Origin of the sequence: Actinomadura chibensis NBRC 106107 (assembly GCF_001552135.1) — a bacterium.
GTDB classification, from domain to species: domain Bacteria; phylum Actinomycetota; class Actinomycetes; order Streptosporangiales; family Streptosporangiaceae; genus Spirillospora; species Spirillospora chibensis.
The window spans coordinates 22,232-41,865 of the sequence record NZ_BCQP01000061.1 but is presented as its reverse complement, the minus strand read 5'-3'; the positions used below and the strand labels follow the sequence as shown (position 1 = coordinate 41,865).

19 protein-coding genes are annotated in these 19,634 nt (G+C 73.5%); 8 read left to right on the top strand and 11 right to left on the bottom strand.

What is annotated here, in order from left to right; all coding sequences use genetic code 11:
- Positions 1 to 23 precede the first annotated feature (23 nt).
- The 7 genes from ACH01S_RS32670 to ACH01S_RS32640 form a co-directional block, all read right to left on the bottom strand.
- The gene (locus tag ACH01S_RS32670) at positions 24 to 938 is read right to left on the bottom strand and encodes an MBL fold metallo-hydrolase (RefSeq protein WP_067900698.1); all 915 of its coding nucleotides are present in this window, start codon (positions 936 to 938) and stop codon (positions 24 to 26) included.
- The gene (locus ACH01S_RS32665; protein WP_067900694.1) at positions 938 to 1,855 is read right to left on the bottom strand and encodes an aromatase/cyclase; all 918 of its coding nucleotides are present in this window, start codon (positions 1,853 to 1,855) and stop codon (positions 938 to 940) included. Before ACH01S_RS32665 ends, ACH01S_RS32670 begins: the two co-directional genes overlap by 1 nt.
- Before the next feature lie 38 nt (positions 1,856 to 1,893).
- Positions 1,894 to 2,148 (bottom strand): acyl carrier protein, encoded by a 255-nt coding sequence (locus ACH01S_RS32660; RefSeq protein WP_067900690.1) that lies wholly within the window; start codon positions 2,146 to 2,148, stop codon positions 1,894 to 1,896.
- 64 nt (positions 2,149 to 2,212) lie between these two features.
- The gene (locus tag ACH01S_RS32655) at positions 2,213 to 3,466 is read right to left on the bottom strand and encodes a beta-ketoacyl synthase N-terminal-like domain-containing protein (protein WP_067900687.1); all 1,254 of its coding nucleotides are present in this window, start codon (positions 3,464 to 3,466) and stop codon (positions 2,213 to 2,215) included.
- Positions 3,463 to 4,731, bottom strand: coding sequence for a beta-ketoacyl-[acyl-carrier-protein] synthase family protein (locus tag ACH01S_RS32650; protein WP_067900683.1), 1,269 nt, complete (start codon positions 4,729 to 4,731; stop codon positions 3,463 to 3,465). Before ACH01S_RS32650 ends, ACH01S_RS32655 begins: the two co-directional genes overlap by 4 nt.
- Positions 4,732 to 4,865: 134 nt before the next feature.
- The gene (locus ACH01S_RS32645; RefSeq protein WP_067900679.1) at positions 4,866 to 5,720 is read right to left on the bottom strand and encodes an LLM class flavin-dependent oxidoreductase; all 855 of its coding nucleotides are present in this window, start codon (positions 5,718 to 5,720) and stop codon (positions 4,866 to 4,868) included.
- Positions 5,721 to 5,849: 129 nt separating this feature from the next.
- The gene (locus ACH01S_RS32640) at positions 5,850 to 6,491 is read right to left on the bottom strand and encodes a TetR/AcrR family transcriptional regulator (RefSeq protein ID WP_067900828.1); all 642 of its coding nucleotides are present in this window, start codon (positions 6,489 to 6,491) and stop codon (positions 5,850 to 5,852) included.
- A gap of 78 nt (positions 6,492 to 6,569) precedes the next feature.
- Here ACH01S_RS32640 and ACH01S_RS32635 point away from each other — a divergent pair, with 78 nt between their 5' ends.
- The 3 genes from ACH01S_RS32635 (at position 6,570) to ACH01S_RS32625 (ending at position 10,023) form a co-directional block, all read left to right on the top strand.
- The gene (locus ACH01S_RS32635) at positions 6,570 to 8,033 is read left to right on the top strand and encodes a DHA2 family efflux MFS transporter permease subunit (protein WP_067900673.1); all 1,464 of its coding nucleotides are present in this window, start codon (positions 6,570 to 6,572) and stop codon (positions 8,031 to 8,033) included.
- Between the two features lie 176 nt (positions 8,034 to 8,209).
- Positions 8,210 to 8,707 (top strand): nuclear transport factor 2 family protein, encoded by a 498-nt coding sequence (locus ACH01S_RS32630; RefSeq protein ID WP_067900669.1) that lies wholly within the window; start codon positions 8,210 to 8,212, stop codon positions 8,705 to 8,707.
- Positions 8,708 to 9,234: 527 nt separating this feature from the next.
- Positions 9,235 to 10,023 carry an AfsR/SARP family transcriptional regulator gene (locus tag ACH01S_RS32625; RefSeq protein ID WP_067900825.1) on the top strand — a complete coding sequence of 263 codons (789 nt, stop codon included), beginning with the start codon at positions 9,235 to 9,237 and terminating at the stop codon, positions 10,021 to 10,023.
- Between the two features lie 17 nt (positions 10,024 to 10,040).
- Here ACH01S_RS32625 and ACH01S_RS32620 read toward each other — a convergent pair whose 3' ends face one another.
- The gene (locus ACH01S_RS32620; RefSeq protein WP_067900661.1) at positions 10,041 to 11,360 is read right to left on the bottom strand and encodes an NDP-hexose 2,3-dehydratase family protein; all 1,320 of its coding nucleotides are present in this window, start codon (positions 11,358 to 11,360) and stop codon (positions 10,041 to 10,043) included.
- 272 nt (positions 11,361 to 11,632) lie between these two features.
- Here ACH01S_RS32620 and ACH01S_RS32615 point away from each other — a divergent pair, with 272 nt between their 5' ends.
- The 5 genes from ACH01S_RS32615 to ACH01S_RS32595 all read left to right on the top strand — a co-directional run bounded on the left by ACH01S_RS32615 (position 11,633) and on the right by ACH01S_RS32595 (position 16,382).
- Positions 11,633 to 12,694 carry a glucose-1-phosphate thymidylyltransferase gene (locus ACH01S_RS32615; RefSeq protein ID WP_067900658.1) on the top strand — a complete coding sequence of 354 codons (1,062 nt, stop codon included), beginning with the start codon at positions 11,633 to 11,635 and terminating at the stop codon, positions 12,692 to 12,694.
- Positions 12,691 to 13,668 carry a dTDP-glucose 4,6-dehydratase gene (rfbB, locus tag ACH01S_RS32610; protein ID WP_067900656.1) on the top strand — a complete coding sequence of 326 codons (978 nt, stop codon included), beginning with the start codon at positions 12,691 to 12,693 and terminating at the stop codon, positions 13,666 to 13,668. The genes ACH01S_RS32615 and rfbB overlap by 4 nt, the downstream gene beginning before the upstream one ends.
- Positions 13,669 to 13,875: 207 nt before the next feature.
- Complete coding sequence (locus ACH01S_RS32605) at positions 13,876 to 14,364, top strand: flavin reductase family protein (protein WP_067900653.1); 489 nt, start codon at positions 13,876 to 13,878, stop codon at positions 14,362 to 14,364.
- Positions 14,361 to 15,359: a Gfo/Idh/MocA family protein gene (locus ACH01S_RS32600; RefSeq protein ID WP_067900650.1), complete on the top strand. Its 999-nt coding sequence runs from the start codon at positions 14,361 to 14,363 to the stop codon at positions 15,357 to 15,359. The genes ACH01S_RS32605 and ACH01S_RS32600 overlap by 4 nt, the downstream gene beginning before the upstream one ends.
- A gap of 27 nt (positions 15,360 to 15,386) precedes the next feature.
- Positions 15,387 to 16,382, top strand: coding sequence for a quinone oxidoreductase family protein (locus tag ACH01S_RS32595; protein ID WP_246236403.1), 996 nt, complete (start codon positions 15,387 to 15,389; stop codon positions 16,380 to 16,382).
- A 45-nt stretch (positions 16,383 to 16,427) separates the two neighbouring features.
- On the opposite strand, the gene ACH01S_RS32590 is transcribed toward ACH01S_RS32595, so the two are convergent.
- The 3 genes from ACH01S_RS32590 to ACH01S_RS32580 form a co-directional block, all read right to left on the bottom strand.
- Complete coding sequence (locus tag ACH01S_RS32590) at positions 16,428 to 17,567, bottom strand: glycosyltransferase (RefSeq protein ID WP_067900646.1); 1,140 nt, start codon at positions 17,565 to 17,567, stop codon at positions 16,428 to 16,430.
- A 72-nt stretch (positions 17,568 to 17,639) separates the two neighbouring features.
- The gene (locus ACH01S_RS32585) at positions 17,640 to 18,434 is read right to left on the bottom strand and encodes a DUF6081 family protein (RefSeq protein ID WP_067900644.1); all 795 of its coding nucleotides are present in this window, start codon (positions 18,432 to 18,434) and stop codon (positions 17,640 to 17,642) included.
- 44 nt (positions 18,435 to 18,478) lie between these two features.
- Positions 18,479 to 19,633 (bottom strand): acyl-CoA dehydrogenase family protein, encoded by a 1,155-nt coding sequence (locus ACH01S_RS32580; protein ID WP_067900641.1) that lies wholly within the window; start codon positions 19,631 to 19,633, stop codon positions 18,479 to 18,481.
- Position 19,634 lies beyond the last annotated feature (1 nt).

Sequence of the window (19,634 nt, the reverse complement as noted above, 5' to 3'; positions counted from 1 at the left end):
CCGCGCGCCCGGACGCCGGGCCGTCACGCCGCGCAGGCGGGGAGCCGCCCGCCGTTGAACTCGACCACCTCCCCGAAGATCGAGACCACGTCGAGCGGGGCGCCGGGGGCGGCGCCGTCGAGTTCGGCGTAGGCCCGGTGGAGGTTGGCCACGAGCCGCTCCGGGTCGGTGAGGCCGGCCCAGCGGCCGAGGTCGGCGGCGCGGGCCGTCCGCAGCGGGTCGTCGCCGCGGGCCCGGCCCCGCTCGGCGAGGCCCGTGACCCAGGCCATGTACTCCTCGGTCTCGTCGATCGCCTCGGGGCCGCAGACCGGGCCGTGGCCGCAGACCAGGGTCGTCGCCCCGAAGCGGCGCAGCCGCTCCATCGTCGTGATGGAGCCCGCGACCGAGCCCATCACGGTGAAGGGCGTGCAGCCGCTGAGCACCGTGTCCCCGGTGAAGAGGACCCGCTCCTCGGGCAGCCACACCACCACGTCGTTGGTCGTGTGGGCGGGACCGACGTGGTGCAGTTCCACGACGCGCTCCCCCGCCCGCAGGGTGAGCCGGTCCGAGAAGGTGGTCGTCGGCGGGACGAGCCTGATGTCGCCCCACTCGACGTCCGGCCACAGCCCGGTCAGCCCGAGCCCGGTGTCGGCGATCTCGTCCACCGCCCGCTCATGGGCGATCACCTCGGCGTCGAACACGAAGTTGCCGAAGATGTGGTCGCCGTGGTGGTGCGTGTTCACGATCGTGCGGAGGGGGCCCGGGGCCAGGGCGTCGACGGCGGCGCGCAGCGCGTGCGCCCGCCGTTCGGTGGCCACGGTGTCGACGAGGAGGGCGCCGTCCCCGAAGGCGACGATGCCGCAGTTGTTGAGGCACCAGCCGCCGTCGGGCTGGACGTAGGCGAACAGCCCCGGACCCAGTTCCACCACGTCGGCCCGGACGTCGGCCCGCGCGTCCATCAGGCGTCCTGACCGGCGAAGGACGTGGCGTGCAGGAGGGTCGCCTGGCTGTTCTTCTCCAGCAGCGCGCGGACGCGGTCGCGCTCCTCGGGCGTCGCGTGCCGCGGGTCCAGCAGGACGGTGTGCCGCGAGACGGCGGTCGCCCATCCCTTGCCGTCGTCCTGGAAGGACCAGACGCCGCTGTGCCCCCGGAGCGTCTCCGGGAGGACCACCTGCTTGTAGGCGATCCACGCGGGCCTTTCGCAGACGCGGTGCGAACGGGTGCGGTGGGTGCCGCCGTCCACGGTGATCGTCTCCATGTCGAGGTCCTGGATTCCCGGGCCGTCCTCGCGGAGCTGGACGTCGCGGACGTGCGGCAGCCGCTCGGGCCACAGGTCGGCGCGGGCGACGAACTCGTACACCTCCTCGGCCCCGGCCCGCACGGTGACGGCGCTCTCGAAGGTCTGCAGCGCCACGTCGAGGGCGTCGCCGATCTCGGCGACCTCGGCGAGCGCCGCCAGCTCGCGCTCGCTGTTGCCGTCGAGCGCGCGGAGGTACGCCTCGTGCCCCTCGGCGGGACCATCGTCGAGGACGAACTCGTGCCGCAACTCGACCGTGCTGCGGTCGGGGCCGCTCGGCCGCACCGTCCAGGACCCCGACATCGACAGGACGGGCGGACGGCTGCGCTCCTGCTCGAACGTCACCCGGAGCCCGTCCGGGTCGAGGGCGCGGCGCGACGTCCAGCCGGACACCGCGCCGTTGACGAGCGCCCAGATCCGGAAGCGCTCCTCGCGCTCGCCCTTGAGGAGGTGGTGGACCGCCACGGTGGGCGCGAAGACGGCGGGCCAGAGGGAGGCGTCGGCGATGAGCGGGTACACGCGTCCGGCCGGCGCCCGGACGTCCCGCTGGTGGACGGTGGATCGGAGGGGCGTGCTCATTGGTGCGGCACCTTCTTCCGGGCTTTTCTTCCGGGCTTTCAGGACGCGACGAGAGCCGCGTTGGCGAGTTCGAGGAACTGGCGCGGGGTCTCGACGTCCCCCAGCGAGTCGTCGGGGATGTCCGCGCCGTACTCCTTGCTCACCGCCGCCGCCGTCTCCATCAGCGCCAGGGAGTCGTAGCCGATCGAGTCGAACGGCTCGTCGATGACGTCCTCGGTGAGCTCGACGCCGTCGAGCTCACCGGCGCTCTCCACGAGCAGGCGGCGAAGGTCGGCGAACCGGATTTCCCGCATGATGATCTCCTTTCGCGAGGTACGAGGTGAAGGGTGCGGGGTGCGAGGTGCGTGACGCGTGCGGTCAGTGCGCGCCGGCCGTGCGGAGCACGACCGCGCTGGCGAACCCGCGCAGCCCGCGGGCGAGGACCACGACGGCGCGCAGCGGCGCCGGGCGCGGGACGAGCCGGACGAGGTCGATGCCGTAGGAGTCGGGCACCCGGCAGTCGGCCCCCGTGGGCGGGATCAGTTGCGCGTCCAGCGCGGCGGCGGCGGTCGCGACGTCCAGCGGGCCGCCGCCCGACCCGAGCCGTCCGACCAGCGCCTTCGGCGCGGTCACCGGGACGCCGTTGCGGCCGAAGACCTCGCGGACGGCCCGCGCCTCCGCGGCGTCGGCGGCGGGCACCGCGGCGGCGTCGGCGAAGACCGCGTCGACGTCGCCGGGCCCGATCCCGGCGTCGGCGAGCGCGGACTCGATGACGCGCCGCTGGACGGGCGGCCTCCCCCGGCCGGGGGCCGGGTCGAAGCCCGTGGCGTAGCCGGCGACCTCCGCCCGCGGCGCCGCTCCCCGGGCCTCCGCGCTCGCCCGGCTCTCCAGGACGAGCAGCGCCCCGCCCTCCCCGGGGACGTGGCCCGCCGCGCCCGCGTCGAACGGCAGGTAGGCGCGGGCGGGATCGCTCTCCCGCGTGATCTGGCCGCCGGCGATGTGCGAGGCGTACCCCCAGGGGTCGAGCGCGGAGTCGGTCCCGCCCGCGACGACGACCGGCGTCCCCTTGCGGATGAGCCGCCGCGCGTGCCCGAGCGCGTCGAGCCCGCCCGCGTGGTCGGCGACGAACGCGCTGCCGGGCCCGCGCAGCCCGTGCCGGATGGAGATCTGGCCGGTGTTCACCGCGTAGAACCAGGCGAACGACTCGTAGACGCTGACGAACGACGGCCCCTGCCGCCACAGTTTGCGGAACTCCCGGTGGGTGAACTCGAACCCGCCCGTCGCGTTGGAGGTGACGATCCCCATGTCGTAGTCCTCGACCGAGCCGGTGTCGAGCCGGGCGTCCGCGATGGCCTCGGCCGCCGCGGTGAGCGCCAGCCGGGTGGAGACGTCGGTCTGGGGCAGCAGGCGCTTCGGCAGGTGCGCCTCCGGGTCGAAGCCGGTGACCTGCCCGGCGAGCACCGACGGGTATCCGCCGGTGTCGAACCGGGTGAGCGGCGCGATGCCGCTCCGCCCCCGCAGCGTGGCGTCCCAGTGGTCCGCCGCGCCGATCCCGGTCGGCGCGGCGACGCCGACGCCCGTGATCCACACCGCCGTCCCGCGCGGGTCGCCGCCGCTCTCCGCCGCGCTCACCGGGACTCCCGCCGAAGGGACCGCAGCAGCACGGCGGTCTGGAACCCGCCGAACCCGCTGCCGACGCTGAGGACGTTCTCCACCCGCTCCTCCCTGGCCACCTTCGGGACGTAGTCGAGGTCGCACTCGCCGTCGACGAACTCCAGGTTCGCCGTGGGCGGGATGCCGCCCCGGTCGATCGCGAGGGCGCACGCGGCCAGCTCGATGGAGCCGATCGCGCCGAGCGAATGCCCGATCATGGACTTGATGGAGCTGACCGGCACCTTGTAGGCGTGCTCGCCCAGCGCCCGCTTGTACGCGGCCGTCTCGTGCCGGTCGTTCTGCTTCGTCCCCGACCCGTGGGCGTTGACGTAGCCGATGTCGGACGGGTCGACGCGCGCCTCGTCGAGCGCGGTCCTGATCGCCTCCGCCATCTCCCGGCCGTCGGTCTTGAGGCCGGTCATGTGGTAGGCGTTCAGCCGGGTCGCGTGGGCGGCGATCTCCGCGTAGACGTGCGCGCCCCGGCGGCGCGCGTGCTCCAGCTCCTCCAGGACGAACATGGCCGCGCCCTCGGCGAGGACGAAGCCGTCCCGGGTCGCGTCGAACGGCCGGGACGCCTCCTCGGGCGTGTCGTTGCGGGTCGTCGTCGCCTTGATCGCGTCGAAGGACGCGACCACGATCGGGGTGATCGGCGTGTCCGTGGCGCCCGCGATCATCGCGTCGGCGCTGCCCTCGCGGATGAGGTCGGCGGCGTGCCCGACCGCGTCCAGGCCCGAGGTGCAGCCGTCCGACACCAGCGTCACCGGCCCCTCGGCGCCCACGTGCCAGGCCACCTCCGCGGCCATGACGTCGGGCGCGAGGTAGCCGTGCATGTGCGGGGACAGGTAGCCGGGATCCATCTCCCAGTGCCGTCCCGAGTCCGACAGCACGAGGTACTCGCGTTCCAGGCTGGTCGCGGCGGCCACCGCGCTCCCGAGGGACACGCCCACCCGGTGCGGCCCGGCCCGCTCCACCTCGAACCCGCTGTCGGCGAGGGCCTCGGCCGTGCAGGCGACCGCGAACTGCGAGGCACGGTCCATCCGCCGCCGCTCCCGAGGGGTGAACCCCTCGGCCGCGGCGTCGAAGTCGCACTCGCCCGCGATCCGGGACCGGAAGATCCCGGCGTCGAAGAACGAGATGCGGCGGATCGCGGACCGGCCGGACATCATCAGGTCCCAGAACTCCTCGCGCCCCGGTCCGCCCGGGGCGCGCACACCGACCCCGGTGATCACGACTCGACGCGTCATCAGGTCCCCTCCCTCTCCGGCCTTTCGGAGCACAGCGCCGGTTGGCACCATCACTGTGATCGCGTCCGCTTGAGAGGCCCTCAAAGCCCTTTCGCGGACGGCCGGAGCCGGGCCCGGAGACCGAGCCCGCGCGGCTAGAGGCCGAGCGCGTCGGCGAGCAGGTCGACCTGCTCGGGGTCGCGGTTGTTCGCGGTGAACACCACCTCCTGGCAGCCCGCCCCCTCGAACTGCTCGGCGGCCGTCCGGACGCCCTTCTCGTCGGTGCACGCCCGGTCGACCGTCTCCTGGAGCCATTCCTCGCCGACGTAGGCGTAGTAGGCGCGCAGCTCGGCGCTGACGCGCGCCTCGGCGTCGGGACCGAGCGCGAACATCACCGACACCGACATCGGCGGCTCGCCGCGGTGCCCGCCGTCGCTCCAGGCCCGGCGCGCCAGCGCGGCGAACCGTCCGAACTCGTCCGGGGAGCAGTCGGCGGCGCACCAGCCGCCGCCGAGCGTGCGGATGCGCCGCAGCGTCGCCTGGGACATCCCGCCGAACATCAGCTCCGGGCCGCCCGGCGTGGCGGGGGCCGGTCCGACGCCCGACGCCCACACCCGCTTCAGGGTGCGCAGCTGCGCGTCGAAGGTCCGGCCGCGGGCGGCGAAGCTCACGCCGGACGCCTCGTAGTCGTCCTCCCGCAGCCCGGGCTCCAGGCCGAGGCGCAGCCGGCCCGGTCCGGCGATGTTGTCCAGGGTGGCGGCCTGCGTCGCGAACAGGGCGTGGTTGGCGCGCACCGGGGCGACCAGGGCGGCGGTGGCGAGCCGGATGCGCGACGTCACGGCGGCGGCGGCGGTGAGCGTGATCAGCGGCTCCGGCGTCGAGTGGACGAGCCGGTCGCCGGCGGTGAGCGTGGCGAACTCCCTGGCCTCGGCGCGTTCGGCCCACGCGACCACCGTGTCGCCGTCGATGCCGTCGCGGACATGGGCGGGCAGGCCGACACCGATGTTCATGCGCTCTCCTTGTCCGGCCGAGTCCCTCGGCCTGTGCTGCACGCGCTGGGCGCCACCGAACTTGACTGGAGAGGTTAGAACCTCAAGTTACCTTGATGTCAAGACTCGGGCGCGCCGACCGCGCCGCGATCAGGAGGGTCCCGGGCCGGACAGGCGGTCGACGATGCGGCGGAGCTGCTCGGCGTAGCGCTCCTCGAACTCGGGCGCGTCGGGCGACACCCCGAAGATCGCCTCGACGATCTGCGGGAGCGCGACCGGGGCGTTCACCGCGCCGATGATGAGCAGCAGGACGGCGGCCGGGTCGAGGTCGTCCGCGAGTTCGCCCCGCCGCCGGCGCCGCTCCATGCTCGACAGGTCGAGGCTCCCGGCGGGAAGGGTGTCGAGCGGCTCCGCGGAGTTGGCGAGGCCCGCCCACAGCAGGAGCTTCGCCATCGTGGGGTCGCTCAGGTTGTGCCGCAGGTACCGGACGGCGATCTCGCTCAGCGGCAGATCCGGGTCGTTGACCAGGGTCTCCTGGGCGAGCCTGCCGCGCATCACCTCGGTGTACAGGCCCGCCTTGCCGCCGAAGTAGTAGCTGATCAACTGCTTGTCCACGTCCGCGCGGCGGGCGATGTCGGCGACCCGCGTCCCGGCGAAGCCGTGCGCCGCGAACTCCTCCAGCCCGGCCGCCAGCAGCTTGCGCCGGGTCCGGTCCGCGTCGCGGAGCCGTTCGTCGCCGCGCGGGGCGCGGCGGGGACCCCGCAGTTCGTGCGGTGCTCGCTCACTCGCCATGAACTCCATCCTAGCGTTCTCACCAGTTGGGGGATAATATCCACCAGCCGGTGGAATAACGACCCTCGGGGAGTGCGCATGAGCAGTGGACACACCGCCAAGGCAAGGCCGGACCGGCCCGCCGCCGATCCGCCGACACCGCCCGGCGGCATCACCCGCGACGTCTGGCTGGCCGCGACCGCGGTCATCGCCGGGCTGGCGATGGCGCTGCTGGACACCACCATCGTCAACGTGGCCCTCAAGTCCATCGGCTCCGACCTGGACGCCTCGGTGGGCGCCGTCCAGTGGGTCTCGACCTCCTACCTGCTGGCACTGGCCGTCGTCATCCCGATGGCGGGCTGGGCCAGCGAGCGCTTCGGCCCCCGGCGCGTGTGGACGGTCGCGCTGGTCCTGTTCGTCGCCGGTTCGGTGCTGTGCGGCGCGGCCTGGTCGATGGGCGCGCTGATCGCCTTCCGCGTCCTGCAGGGGGTGGGCGGCGGCCTGATCAACCCGGTCGGCATGGGCATCATCGCCCGGACCGCCGGGCCCGACCGGATGGGCCGCGTCATGGCCGTCCTCGGCATCCCGATGCTGCTGATGCCCGTCCTCGGCCCGGTGCTCGGCGGGCTGATCACCGACACCACCACCTGGCGCTGGATCTTCTACATCAACCTCCCGCTCGGCATCCTCGCGCTGGGGCTGGCCGCGCGGCTGCTGCCGTCCGACGACGCCGCGCGCACCGCCCGCCGCCTCGACGCGCTCGGCGTGCCGCTGCTGGCCGCCGGGCTGGCGCTCATCGTGTTCGGGCTGTCGGAGGTCCAGTCGAGCGGCGGCCTCGCGGCCCCGGCCGCCTACGGCCCGCTGCTCGGCGGGCTGGCGCTGGTGGTCGCGTTCGTGGTGCACGCGGGGCGCGCCGAGCAGCCGCTGCTGAACATCCGGCTGTTCCGGCGGCCGTCCTTCTCCGCCGCCGCGGTGGGGATGTTCTTCACCGGCGCGGCCCTGTACGGCGCGCTGTTCCTGCTGCCGCTGTACTACCAGTTGTCCCGCGGCGAGAGCCCGCTGAGCGCCGGGCTGCTGCTGCTTCCGCAGAGCCTCGGCGCGGCGCTGGCGATGCCGCTGGCCGGACGGTTCACCGACCGCGTCGGCGGCGGGCCGGTCGCCGCCGTCGGCCTCGCCCTCTGCGCGGTCGCCACGGTGCCGCTCGCCGTGGTCGGCGCGCACACCTCCTACGTGTGGCTGTCGGCCGTCCTCGCGGTGCGCGGGGTGGGGGTCGGCGCCGCCCTGATGCCGATCACCGCCGCCGCCTACGCGCCGCTCAACCGGGCCGACATCCCGAACGCGACCAGCATCATCAGCGTCCTGCAGCAGCTCGGCGGCTCGGTCGGCGTGGCCGTCCTCGCGGTGAGCCTGCAGACCGGGCTGGACGGCGCGCACCGGCCGACCGCCGTGGCCGACGCGTTCGCCGGCAGTTTCCAGTGGGCCTTCGCCCTCACCGTCGTCGCCGTCGTGGCGGCCGCCTTCCTCGCGGCCGCCGCGCGCCGCGGGCGGGCGGGCGGCGGCTGACCCGATTCCCGTCCCGGGCGCGGCGGCGCGGCCGCCGCCGCGCGCGGCGCGAAGTAAGCGGAGTAATGGGCGGCACTTCCCGATTCTCCGACCAATGGGTCGGCCCAGGGGCTCTCAAGGACTCCTCGAAGAACCCGTAGGACGATCCAGAGGACCGATCGAACCTGAGGAGAGCGATGTCGCATTCCACCGTGTCGCCCGCACTCTACGCCGAAGTCCTGCATTTCTACGCCTGGCAGATGCAGACGCTGGACGGCGGTGATTTCGGCGGGTACGCCGCGACCTTCACCGAGGACGGCGAGTTCGAGCACTCGCCGTCGCGTCCGGCGGCACGGACCCGGCGGGGTATCGAACGAGAACTGGACGACTTCCACCGGCAGCGGTTCGCGGGCGACCCGGTCCAGCGCCGCCACTGGTTCACCCACGTCGCGCTGCGGGAGGCCGAGGACGGGACCCTGCGCTCGACCTGTTACGCGCTGATCCTGACCACGCGCCCCGGAGACGACCTGGTCGTGGGGCCGAGCTGCGTCGTGCACGACGTCATCGTCCGCGAGGGCGGCGAACTGCTCCTGAAGTCGCGCCGGATCACCTATGACCGGGACCGATCGCCCGACGGTGCGCGCGCCGGCGAGCGCGCCGCGAATCGGGTGGCTTCGACCGGCCCGTCGCACTGACCGCCACCGGCTTCTCGGCTCCCCTTGCGGGAGCAATTGTCGTTGTAGTCGCACCGCCGCCGCGGGCCTTCCCGCGGCGGCCCCCTACCCGTGTCCGCCGGTCCCCACACGGGACTTCACTTCCGTCTTGCGGGCCGGTCAATAAAATGGCGCCGGCCGACCGGAAACGGGGAACACCGGTCGTGAGATGCGGTTTCTCACAAGATCAAGAATTATTGGCCACGTCAGGCCCCGGACGAAGGTGATCTAGACAGCCGCAGTCCGGTAGCCTAGTTTTCAACGTATGCAGCCTACAAAGAAAGTCTGATTCGGTGTAACGTCCCGGGCAGGACGAAGTCCGACTTTACCGGCATTCGACGTCGTCGATTCGCGCGCTGCGTTCAGTGCTCCCATGTCAACCACCAGACAACGGCCCGTGAAGATGAGCGCCGTCTGCCGCCAGCCGGGTACATGAGTGAACGTTTTCCAGGGGAGTGATTTTCATGGCCGCAACCCGGCCTTCAGAACTCAGGTTCATCCACTCGGAAATGTCCTCGACCGACGCCGACCCCGGATCCGGGGTGTCCTTCAACGTGCGCCTTCTCGGGCCGCTGACCATCTTAAGCCAGGGCCGGGACTTCACCCCGAGCGCCCCCAAGGTGCTCCAGGTGTTCGCGCTCCTCGCCCTGCGCGCCAACAAGATCGTGCCCACCGACACCCTGATCGAGGAGCTCTGGGACGAGAACCCGCCGCGCAGCGCGAACACCACCGTGCAGACCTACATCTACCAGATCCGCCGCATTCTGGAGCGCGCCAAGGTGGGCGAGGACGACGACGAACCGCTGGTCACGAAGATGCCCGGCTACATCCTGCGGATCCGGCCGGCGGACCTCGACCTGCACCTCTTCGACGCCCTCGCCGCCGAGGGCCGCGAGCTCTACGAGCAGCGCGAGTACTTTCGCTCCATCAAGGCACTCGAACAGGCGCTCGACCTTTGGTCCGAGGGGCCGCTCTCCAATGTCAAGCTCGGGCCGCGCCTCCTCCCGCAGGTCATCAACCTGCGGGAGCGGTACCGGAGCATTCTGCAGATGTGCATCCGCGCGAAGGCGGCCTGCGGAATGCAGGCGGACATCATCGCCGATCTACAGGAACTCCGGCTGACCTTTCCCTACGACGAATGGATCCACGAGCAGCTCATCCTGGCGCTGTGGCAGAACGGGCGCCGGAGCGACGCCATGGGCGTCTACCGGTCGCTGCGCGAGGTCCTGAGCAGCCAGCTCGGAATCGACCCGTCACCCGAGATCGAGAAGATCCACGCGGAGCTGCTGGGCGCGTGAGGCGCACGCGGCGCGGGTCACCGGCCCGGCTCGACGACGGGGTGATGTCCGGCGAGCATGAGGCAGGTCAGCAGGCAGCGGGCGCCGACGTCGACGACGTTGCCGTACCGGACGAAGGCCGCAAGCTGGCCGAGCGACACCCACACGTGGCCGCCGCCGGGCCGCTCGGCGAACCCGTCGTCCATCTCGACCACCAGATAGCGGTTGCGGGCGTGGTAGAAGCGGCCGCCCTCCTCGGAATGGACGACGTCCACGAGCCGCCGTTCGGGCGGCGCGCCGAGCACCGCCTCCAGATAAGGGGGCGGCCCTCCGGTGACCGGGTCTGAGGACGGGGTCTCGTAGTTGGACGGCAGGCACATCACGGTCGGGCCCAGTTCGACGAGGTCGAACGTCCCCGCGTCGCTGCGCAGCTCCATCAGCACGTGCAGCTCGGCGCCGAACCTGCGGGCGGCGAAGGCGACGACACCGGTGCCCGCGGGCGCGAGCATCGGCTGCGACCAGCGGGCCACCTCGCGGTCGCCCGCCTCGACCGCGACACCGATGATCTCGAAGAAGCGTCCGTCGGCGCGGGCGATGCGGTCGCCGCCGACCGTCCAGTCGCGCACGGACCGGAGCGGGAGGCGGCGGCGGGTGAAGCGCCGTCCCGCCTTGGCCGCCGTGAACCGGCTCAGCACGTGGGACGTCGGGTGCCGCGGGTGATGCTCCGCTCCCGGCAGCCGGGCGAGGCCGGAGAGGGCCGTGCGGGTGTCCATGTTGATGAGGTTGTCCACGCGGATGGCCTCGGCCATCTCGTCCAGGGAGAACCAGCGGAAGCCGTCCTTGACCGGGACGTCGTTCGCCGTGCTGACGACGACGTTCCGGTTGCGCTTCCCCCAGAACCACGACCCCTGTTCGGACTGCAGGGCGTCGAAGACCACCCGTCCCTCCTCCGGTTCGAGGAAGTACTCCAGGTAAGGGACGGAGGCGCCCCGGTGGACGCGGGTGTAGTTGCTCCTGGTGGCCTGGACGGTGGGCGAGACCTGCAGCGGGCCGACGTTGCCGGGCTCCATCTTCGCCTGCAGCAGGAAATGCGGGACGCCGTCGAATTCGGTGGTGAGGATGCCGAGTATTCCGATCTCGTCCTGTCTGATGATCGGCTGGGTCCAGGACGGACGGCCCTCGATGGACACCTCGATTCCCTGCACCTCGAAGAATCCCCCGCTGCGGTGGACGAGATCCCCGTCGTCCGGACGGAAGTACCAGCCGTCCATTTCACTCAATGGCGTCCTGGTGACGGAGTAGCCGCGCATCCGCTGCCGCCTGCCGATCCAGTCACCGACACTCCCGCCAAGCTCCATGCCCGTTTCCTCACCTGAATTCGCGTCGGCGCCGGCACCGGTGTCGCGGCCCGCTGAAAACGCCGACAGCATCGCCGGATCGCTTTGAGGCGCCCTCGAAGAACGCTGTAACGCGCGTCCCGAGGAGGCCCGGCGGCGGACTCGGCCGGGGCGCCGCCAGCGGGCTTCGGCGGCGGACCAGTGGCATTCGACCGGGCTTCGATCAGCGCCGTGGACAGTTCGTGGTGAAGGCCCGGCAACAAAGGCCGAATAGTCCAGTGAGGACGTCGAAGATGAAAGCACTCCTGCTCTCCGGCGGTTCGGGCACCCGTCTCCGGCCGCTTACCCACACCATGGCCAAGCAACTCGTCCCGGTGGCCAACAAACCAGTGATCGTGCACTGCCTGGAGGTGATCCGGGAACTCGGGATACGAGACGTCGGGATCATCGTCGGCGGCCGTGCCGAAGAGATCGAGAATTCGCTCGGCTCGGGCCGCGCGCATGGCGTCGACCTGACTTATATCCCGCAGCACGCGCCGCTCGGGCTCGCGCATTGCGTGCAGACGGCCGCCGATTTCCTCGGCGCCGACGATTTCGTGATGCTCCTCGGGGACAACGTGTTCGCCGGGGGGCTTTCCGGCGCCTCGGAACGGTTCCGCGAGGAGCGGCCCAGCGCGCTCGTCGTCACGAAGAAGGTCACCGACCCGGAGAACTACGGGGTCGCCGAGGTCGACCCGGAGGGCGTGGTGCTCTCCCTCGCCGAGAAGCCGCGCGAGCCGGTCGGCGACCTCGCGCTGACCGGCGGGTACTTCTTCACCGCCGCGATCCACGCGGCCACCCGCGCGATCACGCCGAGCGCGCGCGGCGAGCTGGAGATCACCGACGCCATCGCGCACCTGGTCGCGTCCGGCCAGCGGGTGCTCGCCGCCGAGTACACCGACTACTGGGCGGACACCGGGACCATCGAGGGCCTCCTCGACTGCAACCGCAGGATGCTCGAACGGATGCCGCCGGGCGTGGAGGGCGACGTCGACGAGCGGACCGAGATCACGGGTCGCGTCGTCGTGGAGCGCGGGGCGCGGGTGCGCGCGTCCCGGCTGACCGGCCCGGTGGCCATCGCCGCCGGGAGCGTCGTGGAGGACAGCGTGGTCGGGCCGGACGTCACGGTCGGGGCCGGGTCCCGGCTGAGCGGGGTCGGCGTGAGCGACACGATCGTGCTGGACGGCGCGTCCGTCCGCGGCCTCGGGCGGGTCCGCGCGTCGGTGATCGGCAGCAGGGCCGTGATCACCGGCTCCGGCGACGCGGTCGGCAGCGTGTGCGTCGGCGACGACGCGCGGGTGGAGATCGGCTCATGAGGGTGCTGGTCTGCGGCGGAGCCGGGTTCATCGGCTCCCACTACGTGCGGACGATGCTCGGCGGCGGCTACCCCGGATTCGAGGACGCGCGGGTGACCGTCCTCGACAAGCTCACCTATGCCGGGGACACCCGGAACCTCCCGCTTGAGCACGCCAACCTCACGTTCGTGCGCGGCGACCTGTGCGACGCCGACCTGCTGGCGGGCCTCGTCCCCGGGCACGACCTGGTGGTGAACTTCGCGGCGGAGTCGCACGTCGACCGGTCGCTCGGACCGGACGCGGGCCTGTTCAGCGGCTCGAACGTCGTGGGCGTCCAACTCCTGCTGGAGCAGTGCCTGCGGGCGGGACCGGTCACGGTCGTGCAGGTGTCCACCGACGAGGTCTACGGGTCGATCGAGCGGGGCGCGTGGACGGAGCGGGAGCCGCTGCTCCCCAACTCCCCGTACGCGGCGTCCAAGGCGGGCGGGGAGCTGATGGCCCGCGCCTACCACCGCACGCACGGCCTCGACGTGCGCGTGACGCGCTGCAGCAACAACTACGGCCCGCACCAGCACGTGGAGAAGCTCATCCCGCGCTTCATCACCAACCTGCTGTCGGGACGCCAGGTGCCGCTGTACGGGGACGGCCGCAACGTGCGCGAATGGCTGCACGTGGACGACCACTGCCGGGCGGTGCACCTGGTGGCCACCCGCGCGTCCGCCGGGACCGTCTACAACGTCGGCGGCGGGACGGCCCTCAGCAACCTGGAGATGACCGGCAGGCTCCTCGACCTCTGCGGGGCGGACTGGAGCGCGGTCCGCCGCGTCGAGGACCGCAAGGGGCACGACCTGCGGTACGCCGTCGACGACAGCGCGATCCGCGCCGACCTCGGGTACCGGCCCCGGTGGACGCTGGACGAGGGGCTCCCCGCGACCGTCGACTGGTACAAGAGCAATCCCTGGTTCTGGGAGCCGCACCTGTCGACCGCGGCGTGACCGGGCGACGGCGGCCCGGGACGCGCTCCGGGCCGCCCTCGCCCGGAGCCCCGCCCGGAGCCCCGCCCCGGCCGCGTCCGCCCAGCGGGGGTCGAGCGCGCTTCGAGGCGGCCGGGGAAGAGTCGGCGGCGGTCCACCGACACGAGACGATCCGCAACACGAGACGATCCGCAATTGGAGGAGGTCTTCGCCGTGGAAGATACGGCCATGTCCGCCGCGGTGACCGCGGGCGGCGCCGCGTTCCGGGCGGCGATGGCCCGGCTCCCAACCGGGGTGTCGATCGTCACCACCCGGCACGGCGGCGGCGCCGACCACGGTTTCACCGCCGGGACGGTCACGTCGGTCTCGCTCGACCCGCCGCTCGTCTCGGTGTGCGTGGCGAGGGACGCGAACTGCTACCCCGCCTTCGCCGCCGCGTCCTCGTTCGTCGTCAGCGTGGCCGGGCCCGGCCAGGCGGCGCTCGCGCGGCTGTTCGCCACCAAGCGCGCCGACAAGTTCGCCGGCGGGCGCTTCCGCCGCACCGGCTGCGGGGCCCTCGCCGTGGACGGCGCGCGGCTGGTCCTGGAGTGCCGCGTCTGGGCGCGGTACGCGGGCGGCGACCACGACATCCTCGTGGGCGAGGTCATCGGAGGCGAGGTCGGCGAGGGCGACGCGCTCGTCTTCGTGGACCGCGTCTTCGGCACGATCGCGTCATGAGCCCGTCCGCGGGCGGCCGGGACGTGCTGCGGCTCGGCGTGGTCGGCGGCGCGGACGTGGCCGTCCGGCGGGTGCTGCCCGCGCTGTCCGGGGTCGCCGGGCTGGAGCTCGCCGCGGTCGCGAGCCGGAGCCGGGCGAAGGCCGAGAAGATCACCGCGCGGTTCGGCGGGCGTCCCGTCGAGGGCTACGACGCCCTGCTGGAGATGCCCGAGATCGACGCGGTCTACATCCCGCTCCCGTCCGGGCTGCACGCGCACTGGATCGGCCGCGCGCTGGCGTCGGGCAAGCACGTGCTGGCGGAGAAGCCGCTGACCACCGAGGCCCGCGACACCGAGCGGCTGCACGCGGCGGCGTTCGAGGCGGGCCTCGTGCTGCGGGAGAACTACATGTTCCCCGGGCACCGGCTCCACGCCCGCGTCGCCGCGCTGCTGGCCGAGGGGCTGATCGGCGAGATCCGCTCCTTCGACGCGGTGTTCGCGATCCCGCCCCGTCCCGCCGGGGACGTCCGGCACCGGCCCGAGCTCGGCGGCGGGGCGCTGCTCGACTGCGGCGGGTACCCGCTGCGCGCCGCCGTCCGCTTCCTCGGCCCCGACCTGGACGTGCTCGGCGCCCACCTGCGGATCGACCCGGCCCTCGGCGTCGACGTGGCGGGCGCGGCGCTGCTGCGCGCGCCCGGCGGGGCGTCGGTGCACTGCGAGTTCGGGTTCGACCACTACTACGCGTCCGGCTACCGGTTCCTCGGGTCGGCGGGGCGGCTCGCCGTCGAGCACGTCTTCACGACTCCCGCCGAGCACGAGCCGGTCCTGCGCGTCGAGCGGGCGGGACGGCGGTACGAGGAGGCCGTCGCCGCCGACGACCAGTTCCGCAACAGCCTCGCCGCGTTCGCCGCCGACGTCCGCGCCGGGCGGGCGGGCACGAGCCGGGCCACCCGGGCCCAGGCGAGGATCGTCGACCGCGTCCGCCGGATCGCCGGGCGGACGGCGCCGGCGGCCTGAGAGTCACTCGTGGAGAGGAAGGCACGGATGGGCATGCGCGCGGTGGTCCTGCACGAGTTCGGCTCCCCCGACGTGCTGCGGCCGGAGCGGATCCCGGTGCCCGCCCCCGGGCCCGGCCAGGTCCTCGTCAAGGTCGAGGCCGTCGGCGTGGGCTACGCGCAGACGCAGATGCGCGGGGACCGCTTCCCCGCTCCCATGTGGTCGCCGTCCCTCCCGCTCGTGCTGGGCGGGGACGTGGTCGGCGAGGTGGTCAGGCTCGGCCCCGGCGTGCCGGGCACGGCGCGCGTCGGCGCGCGGGTGGGGGCCTACACGCTGCTCGGGGCGTACGCCGAGTACGTCGCGGTCGACGCCGCCGCGCTGCTGCCCGTCCCCGCCGAGCTGGACGCCGCGGTCGCCACGGCGATCCCGGCGCCGGGGCCCATCGCGGCGGGCACCCTGGACGCCGCGCGGTTCCGGCCGGGGGAGAGCGTCCTCGTGCACGCGGCGGCGGGCGGCATCGGGCACCTGAGCGTCCAGCTCGCGAGGCGGAAGGGCGCGGGGCTCGTGATCGGCACGGCGGGCGGCCCCGCGCGGGCCGGGTTCGCGGCGGAGCTCGGCGCGGACGTCGCGGTCGACCGCCACGCGGGCCCCTGGGACGACCAGGTCCGCGCCGCCACCGGCGGGGCGGGCGTCGACGTCATCCTCGACAGCGCCGGCGGGCGGACCCTGCTCGAAGGGATCGACCTGCTCGCGCCGCGCGGGCGGCTCGTCTTCTACGGCTCGTCCGGAGGCGGGCGGGACGTCCCCGACGTCCCGCTGCTGAAACTGCTCGGCATGCGGTCGGTGACCGGGTTCACCCTGTCGGGATGGCGGGCGGCGAGGCCGAAGCAGTTCCACGCCGAGCACGTGGAGCTGGCTTCGGCCCTGCTGAGCGAGGAGGTCCGGCACGAGATCGGCGCGACGCTGCCGCTGTCGGAGGCCGCCGAGGCGCACCGGCTGGTCGAGTCGGGGATGTGCCCGGGACGCGTCGTCCTCACGCCGTGAGCCATCCCCGTGAGTCACCCCCGTGGAGTCACACCGGGGACGGTCCTACCGGTCGCGGACGAGTTCCTCGACGCGGAGGTTCACCTCGTACGGGCCGGGCAGCGCGGCGATCTCCCGGCTCAGCTCCTCGGTCCGCCGCCGGTAGGCGGGGTCGTCCAGCAGTTCCCGGGCGGCCTTGGCCACGTTGTCCGGCGAGTCGTCCTCGCCCGGCAGCAGCATCAGCGACGCGCCGTACTCGGTGAGCCGGCGGGTCATGTCGATCTGCTTGGGCATCGCCGGGATCACCAGCTGCGGCACGTCGCAGACGATGGCGTGCAGCATCGTGTTGCCGCCGCCCCGGTGGACCAGCAGGTCGCAGGTGCGGAGCACGACGTCCAGGGGCAGCCAGCCGGCGCGGACGTTGCCGGGCAGCTCGCCGAGCCCCTCGACCACGTCGTCCGGGGCGGCGATGAGGATCTCGACGTCCAGCGCCGCCACCTTGCCGACCAGCGCGGACAGCGCGTCCAGCTCGTAGTCGGCGGTGACGCGGCTGCCCGCGGACACGAGGATCCGCGGCTTGTCCCCCTTGACGTACATCCAGGGCTCCAGGGCCCGCTGGGTGTTGAACGGGATGTACCGCAGGAACTGCGCCGGTCCGGCCTCCGGGTCGCGGACGGACGGCGGGCAGATGTCGACGTAGACGTCCGGGTCCGGGAACCCGTCCAGCCCCTCCGCGGCCAGCTCGGGACCGAGCTCGGCCTCCGCCGACAGGTCGATGACCTTGGGCTCGCCCATGTTGAGCGCGTGCCGCACCCACGGGAGCCCGTACCGGTGCGCCAGCAGCGGGGAGACGTACGACAGCGCGCCGGACACCAGCGCGTCGGGCCGCCAGTCCTCGATCAGGGCGGAGACGGCGTCGATGCTGCCGCGGGCGAGCCGGGCCATCCCCCTGCCGTTGAACAGGTTCCTTTCGTGCGGGTCCGCGGGGATCTCCAGCTTGTTGCCGAAGTTGTCCTTCAGCATGAAGTCCCACATGCTCGTCGTGCTGAGCGGGGCCCCCGGCAGCCCCGCCGCCGCGATCAGCGGCACCACGCCCTCGGTGGCCGTGACGATGACCTCGTGCCCGGCGTTCCGGGCCGTCTGCGCCAGCGGGATGAGCGGGAAGACCGCGCCCGCGCTTCCTCCGGAAACGAAAAGGAATCTCATGCGGCCGACGCTAGGCGGGCGCGGTGGAGCGCCCCTTGAGCCCGGCTGTGCGGACGCTGGAACATCCGCCCGCTACGCCCGCGCGCCGTCCTCGCCGTACACCGAGAGGCTCTGGACGGCGAGCCGCACCCCCTGCCCGTAGAACTCCTCGCTGAGCAGTCCGAGCCCGGCGGCCAGGGCCTTCGCCCGCACGGGCGCGAAACCGCCGTCGACCCGCCAGTGGGCGGGGACGTCCTGGCCCAGGGGGAGGCCGAGCGGGGACACCGAGAACACCTCCTTGCCGTCGATCAGCCAGCGGGCCCGGCCCTCCGCGCCGTCCACCGCGATGGCGTACTCGGCGAACTCGTCCGGCGCCCGGGCCGCGACGTCGATCTCGTAGGAGAACCCGCCGCCTCCCGCGTCCGGCGCCGGGATCCGCACGTACAGCGCCCACGCCCGGGTCTCGGTGAGCGCGAAGTCCATCACCAGGCCCGCGCCGCGCTCGGCCGCCACCAGCGCCCCGTAGCCGCTGCGCCGCTCGACGTCCGCCGCCCGCGCGGCGGGACCGAACGGATGGCGGTGGGTGTTGAACTGCCGCGCCGACATCCGCGCGGCGACCGTCAGCACCCCGTCCGGCGGGACGGGCCACGGAGCCGAGAAGGCCGCCCAGCGCAGGTGGTCGACGGGCCCGGCGGCGGACGTCCCGGCGAAGGCGGGCAGCCCGGTGTCCGGGTCGGCGCCCGGAGGCTCCACCACCAGCCCGCCGGCGGAGGCGAGCGGGACGCCGTCGCCGCTCGGCGACGTCTCCCCCGGCCGGACCGTCCAGGGGGCGCGGGGGCCGGTGTGGCGCAGCCCCTCAGCGAAGTCGTCGTGAAAGAGCATCTGCATCGTGGCTCCTGGTCATGGCTCCCGGTCGTGACTACGGCACCTGGCTACGGCGCCGTGGACGCCAGCAGGTCGGCGGCGTGCGCGCGGGCGGCGGGCTCCGGGCGCAGCGCCGCGTGGCTCGCGCCCGCGACGGCGTCGCGCCAGTGGCGCTGGAGGGAATGGGAGGTCGCCTGGGCGCTCGTCCCGGAATGGGCGAACAGGTCGTGGACGCAGGCCGCCGCCGTCTCCGCGGCGTACGCGTACACCCACGCGGCCCGGTTGCTCCGGCGTCCTTCGTCGGCGTCGCGGGCGGCCTGCTCCAGCAGCAGCCGCGCCCCGGCGAGCCGCAGGTCGGCCCCGGCGAGGAGGAGGTCGGTCGAAGCCTCCTCGCCGCCGGTGATGCGGGCGGCGGCGGGCGGCGCCATCGCCCTCTTGCGGGCGGCGGCCGAGACGCACCAGCGGTGCGCGGCGATCGCGGCGCCGAGGACGGGACCGGCGAACCCGAGGCCGCTGACCTCCCGCAGGGGCGCGGCGTGGCAGCGGTCGCCCGCCTCGCGCGGCGTTCCGTCGAGCAGGTCGGCGCGGGCGAACGAGTGGGCGGACGGCACGAACACGTCCGACAGGACGACCGAGTCGCTGCCGGTGGCGCGCATGCCGGTCGCGTCCCAGCTGTCCTCGACGGTGTACGCGGACTTCGGCACCAGGAGGAAACGCACCTCCGGCCCGTCGGCGCGGGGCGTCGGCACCGGGCAGCAGAGCAGCGCCCAGTCCGCGTAGTGGACGCCGCTGAGGAAGCGCCACGTCCCGCTCACCCGCCAGCCGCCGGGCGCGTCGACCGCCGTGCCGCCCGGCATGAGCGCGCAGGTGAGGAAGACGTCCGGGCCGTCCGGGTGGCCTTCCCACAGCGCCCGCTGGCCCTCCTCGGGCAGGAACGCCGCCATGCGTCCGACGGCCGCGGCGACCCCGGCGACCCACGCGGCCGACGCGTCGCCCTCCGCCACCCTGGTGATCGCGCGCAGGTACTCCAGGAACCCGCCGCCCGCGCCGCCCCGGCGGCGCGGCACGAAGTGCCGGAGGAAGCCCGCGCGGCGGACGGCGTCCGCCGTCTCGGGCGTGATCCTGCGCTCCCGCTCCGCCGTCTCGGCCCACTTCTGGGCGACGGCGGCCACCTCGTCCGCCGCGGCGAGGACGCCGGACCGCGGTGCCGTGTACGAGGACATG

What these genes read in the sequence shown, in the direction of transcription:
- ACH01S_RS32660 (WP_067900690.1), bottom strand. Translation starts at nt 2,148, where the DNA reads ATGCGGGAAATCCGGTTCGCCGACCTTCGCCGCCTGCTCGTGGAGAGC.
- ACH01S_RS32620 (WP_067900661.1), bottom strand. Translation starts at nt 11,360, where the DNA reads ATGGAGCTTGGCGGGAGTGTCGGTGACTGGATCGGCAGGCGGCAGCGG.
- ACH01S_RS32625 (WP_067900825.1), top strand. Translation starts at nt 9,235, where the DNA reads ATGTCCTCGACCGACGCCGACCCCGGATCCGGGGTGTCCTTCAACGTG.
- ACH01S_RS32635 (WP_067900673.1), top strand. Translation starts at nt 6,570, where the DNA reads ATGAGCAGTGGACACACCGCCAAGGCAAGGCCGGACCGGCCCGCCGCC.
- ACH01S_RS32630 (WP_067900669.1), top strand. Translation starts at nt 8,210, where the DNA reads ATGTCGCATTCCACCGTGTCGCCCGCACTCTACGCCGAAGTCCTGCAT.
- ACH01S_RS32600 (WP_067900650.1), top strand. Translation starts at nt 14,361, where the DNA reads ATGAGCCCGTCCGCGGGCGGCCGGGACGTGCTGCGGCTCGGCGTGGTC.
- ACH01S_RS32580 (WP_067900641.1), bottom strand. Translation starts at nt 19,633, where the DNA reads ATGTCCTCGTACACGGCACCGCGGTCCGGCGTCCTCGCCGCGGCGGAC.
- ACH01S_RS32665 (WP_067900694.1), bottom strand. Translation starts at nt 1,855, where the DNA reads ATGAGCACGCCCCTCCGATCCACCGTCCACCAGCGGGACGTCCGGGCG.
- rfbB (WP_067900656.1), top strand. Translation starts at nt 12,691, where the DNA reads ATGAGGGTGCTGGTCTGCGGCGGAGCCGGGTTCATCGGCTCCCACTAC.
- ACH01S_RS32590 (WP_067900646.1), bottom strand. Translation starts at nt 17,567, where the DNA reads ATGAGATTCCTTTTCGTTTCCGGAGGAAGCGCGGGCGCGGTCTTCCCG.
- ACH01S_RS32605 (WP_067900653.1), top strand. Translation starts at nt 13,876, where the DNA reads ATGTCCGCCGCGGTGACCGCGGGCGGCGCCGCGTTCCGGGCGGCGATG.
- ACH01S_RS32670 (WP_067900698.1), bottom strand. Translation starts at nt 938, where the DNA reads ATGGACGCGCGGGCCGACGTCCGGGCCGACGTGGTGGAACTGGGTCCG.
- ACH01S_RS32615 (WP_067900658.1), top strand. Translation starts at nt 11,633, where the DNA reads ATGAAAGCACTCCTGCTCTCCGGCGGTTCGGGCACCCGTCTCCGGCCG.
- ACH01S_RS32640 (WP_067900828.1), bottom strand. Translation starts at nt 6,491, where the DNA reads ATGGCGAGTGAGCGAGCACCGCACGAACTGCGGGGTCCCCGCCGCGCC.
- ACH01S_RS32595 (WP_246236403.1), top strand. Translation starts at nt 15,387, where the DNA reads ATGGGCATGCGCGCGGTGGTCCTGCACGAGTTCGGCTCCCCCGACGTG.
- ACH01S_RS32650 (WP_067900683.1), bottom strand. Translation starts at nt 4,731, where the DNA reads ATGACGCGTCGAGTCGTGATCACCGGGGTCGGTGTGCGCGCCCCGGGC.
- ACH01S_RS32585 (WP_067900644.1), bottom strand. Translation starts at nt 18,434, where the DNA reads ATGCAGATGCTCTTTCACGACGACTTCGCTGAGGGGCTGCGCCACACC.
- ACH01S_RS32645 (WP_067900679.1), bottom strand. Translation starts at nt 5,720, where the DNA reads ATGAACATCGGTGTCGGCCTGCCCGCCCATGTCCGCGACGGCATCGAC.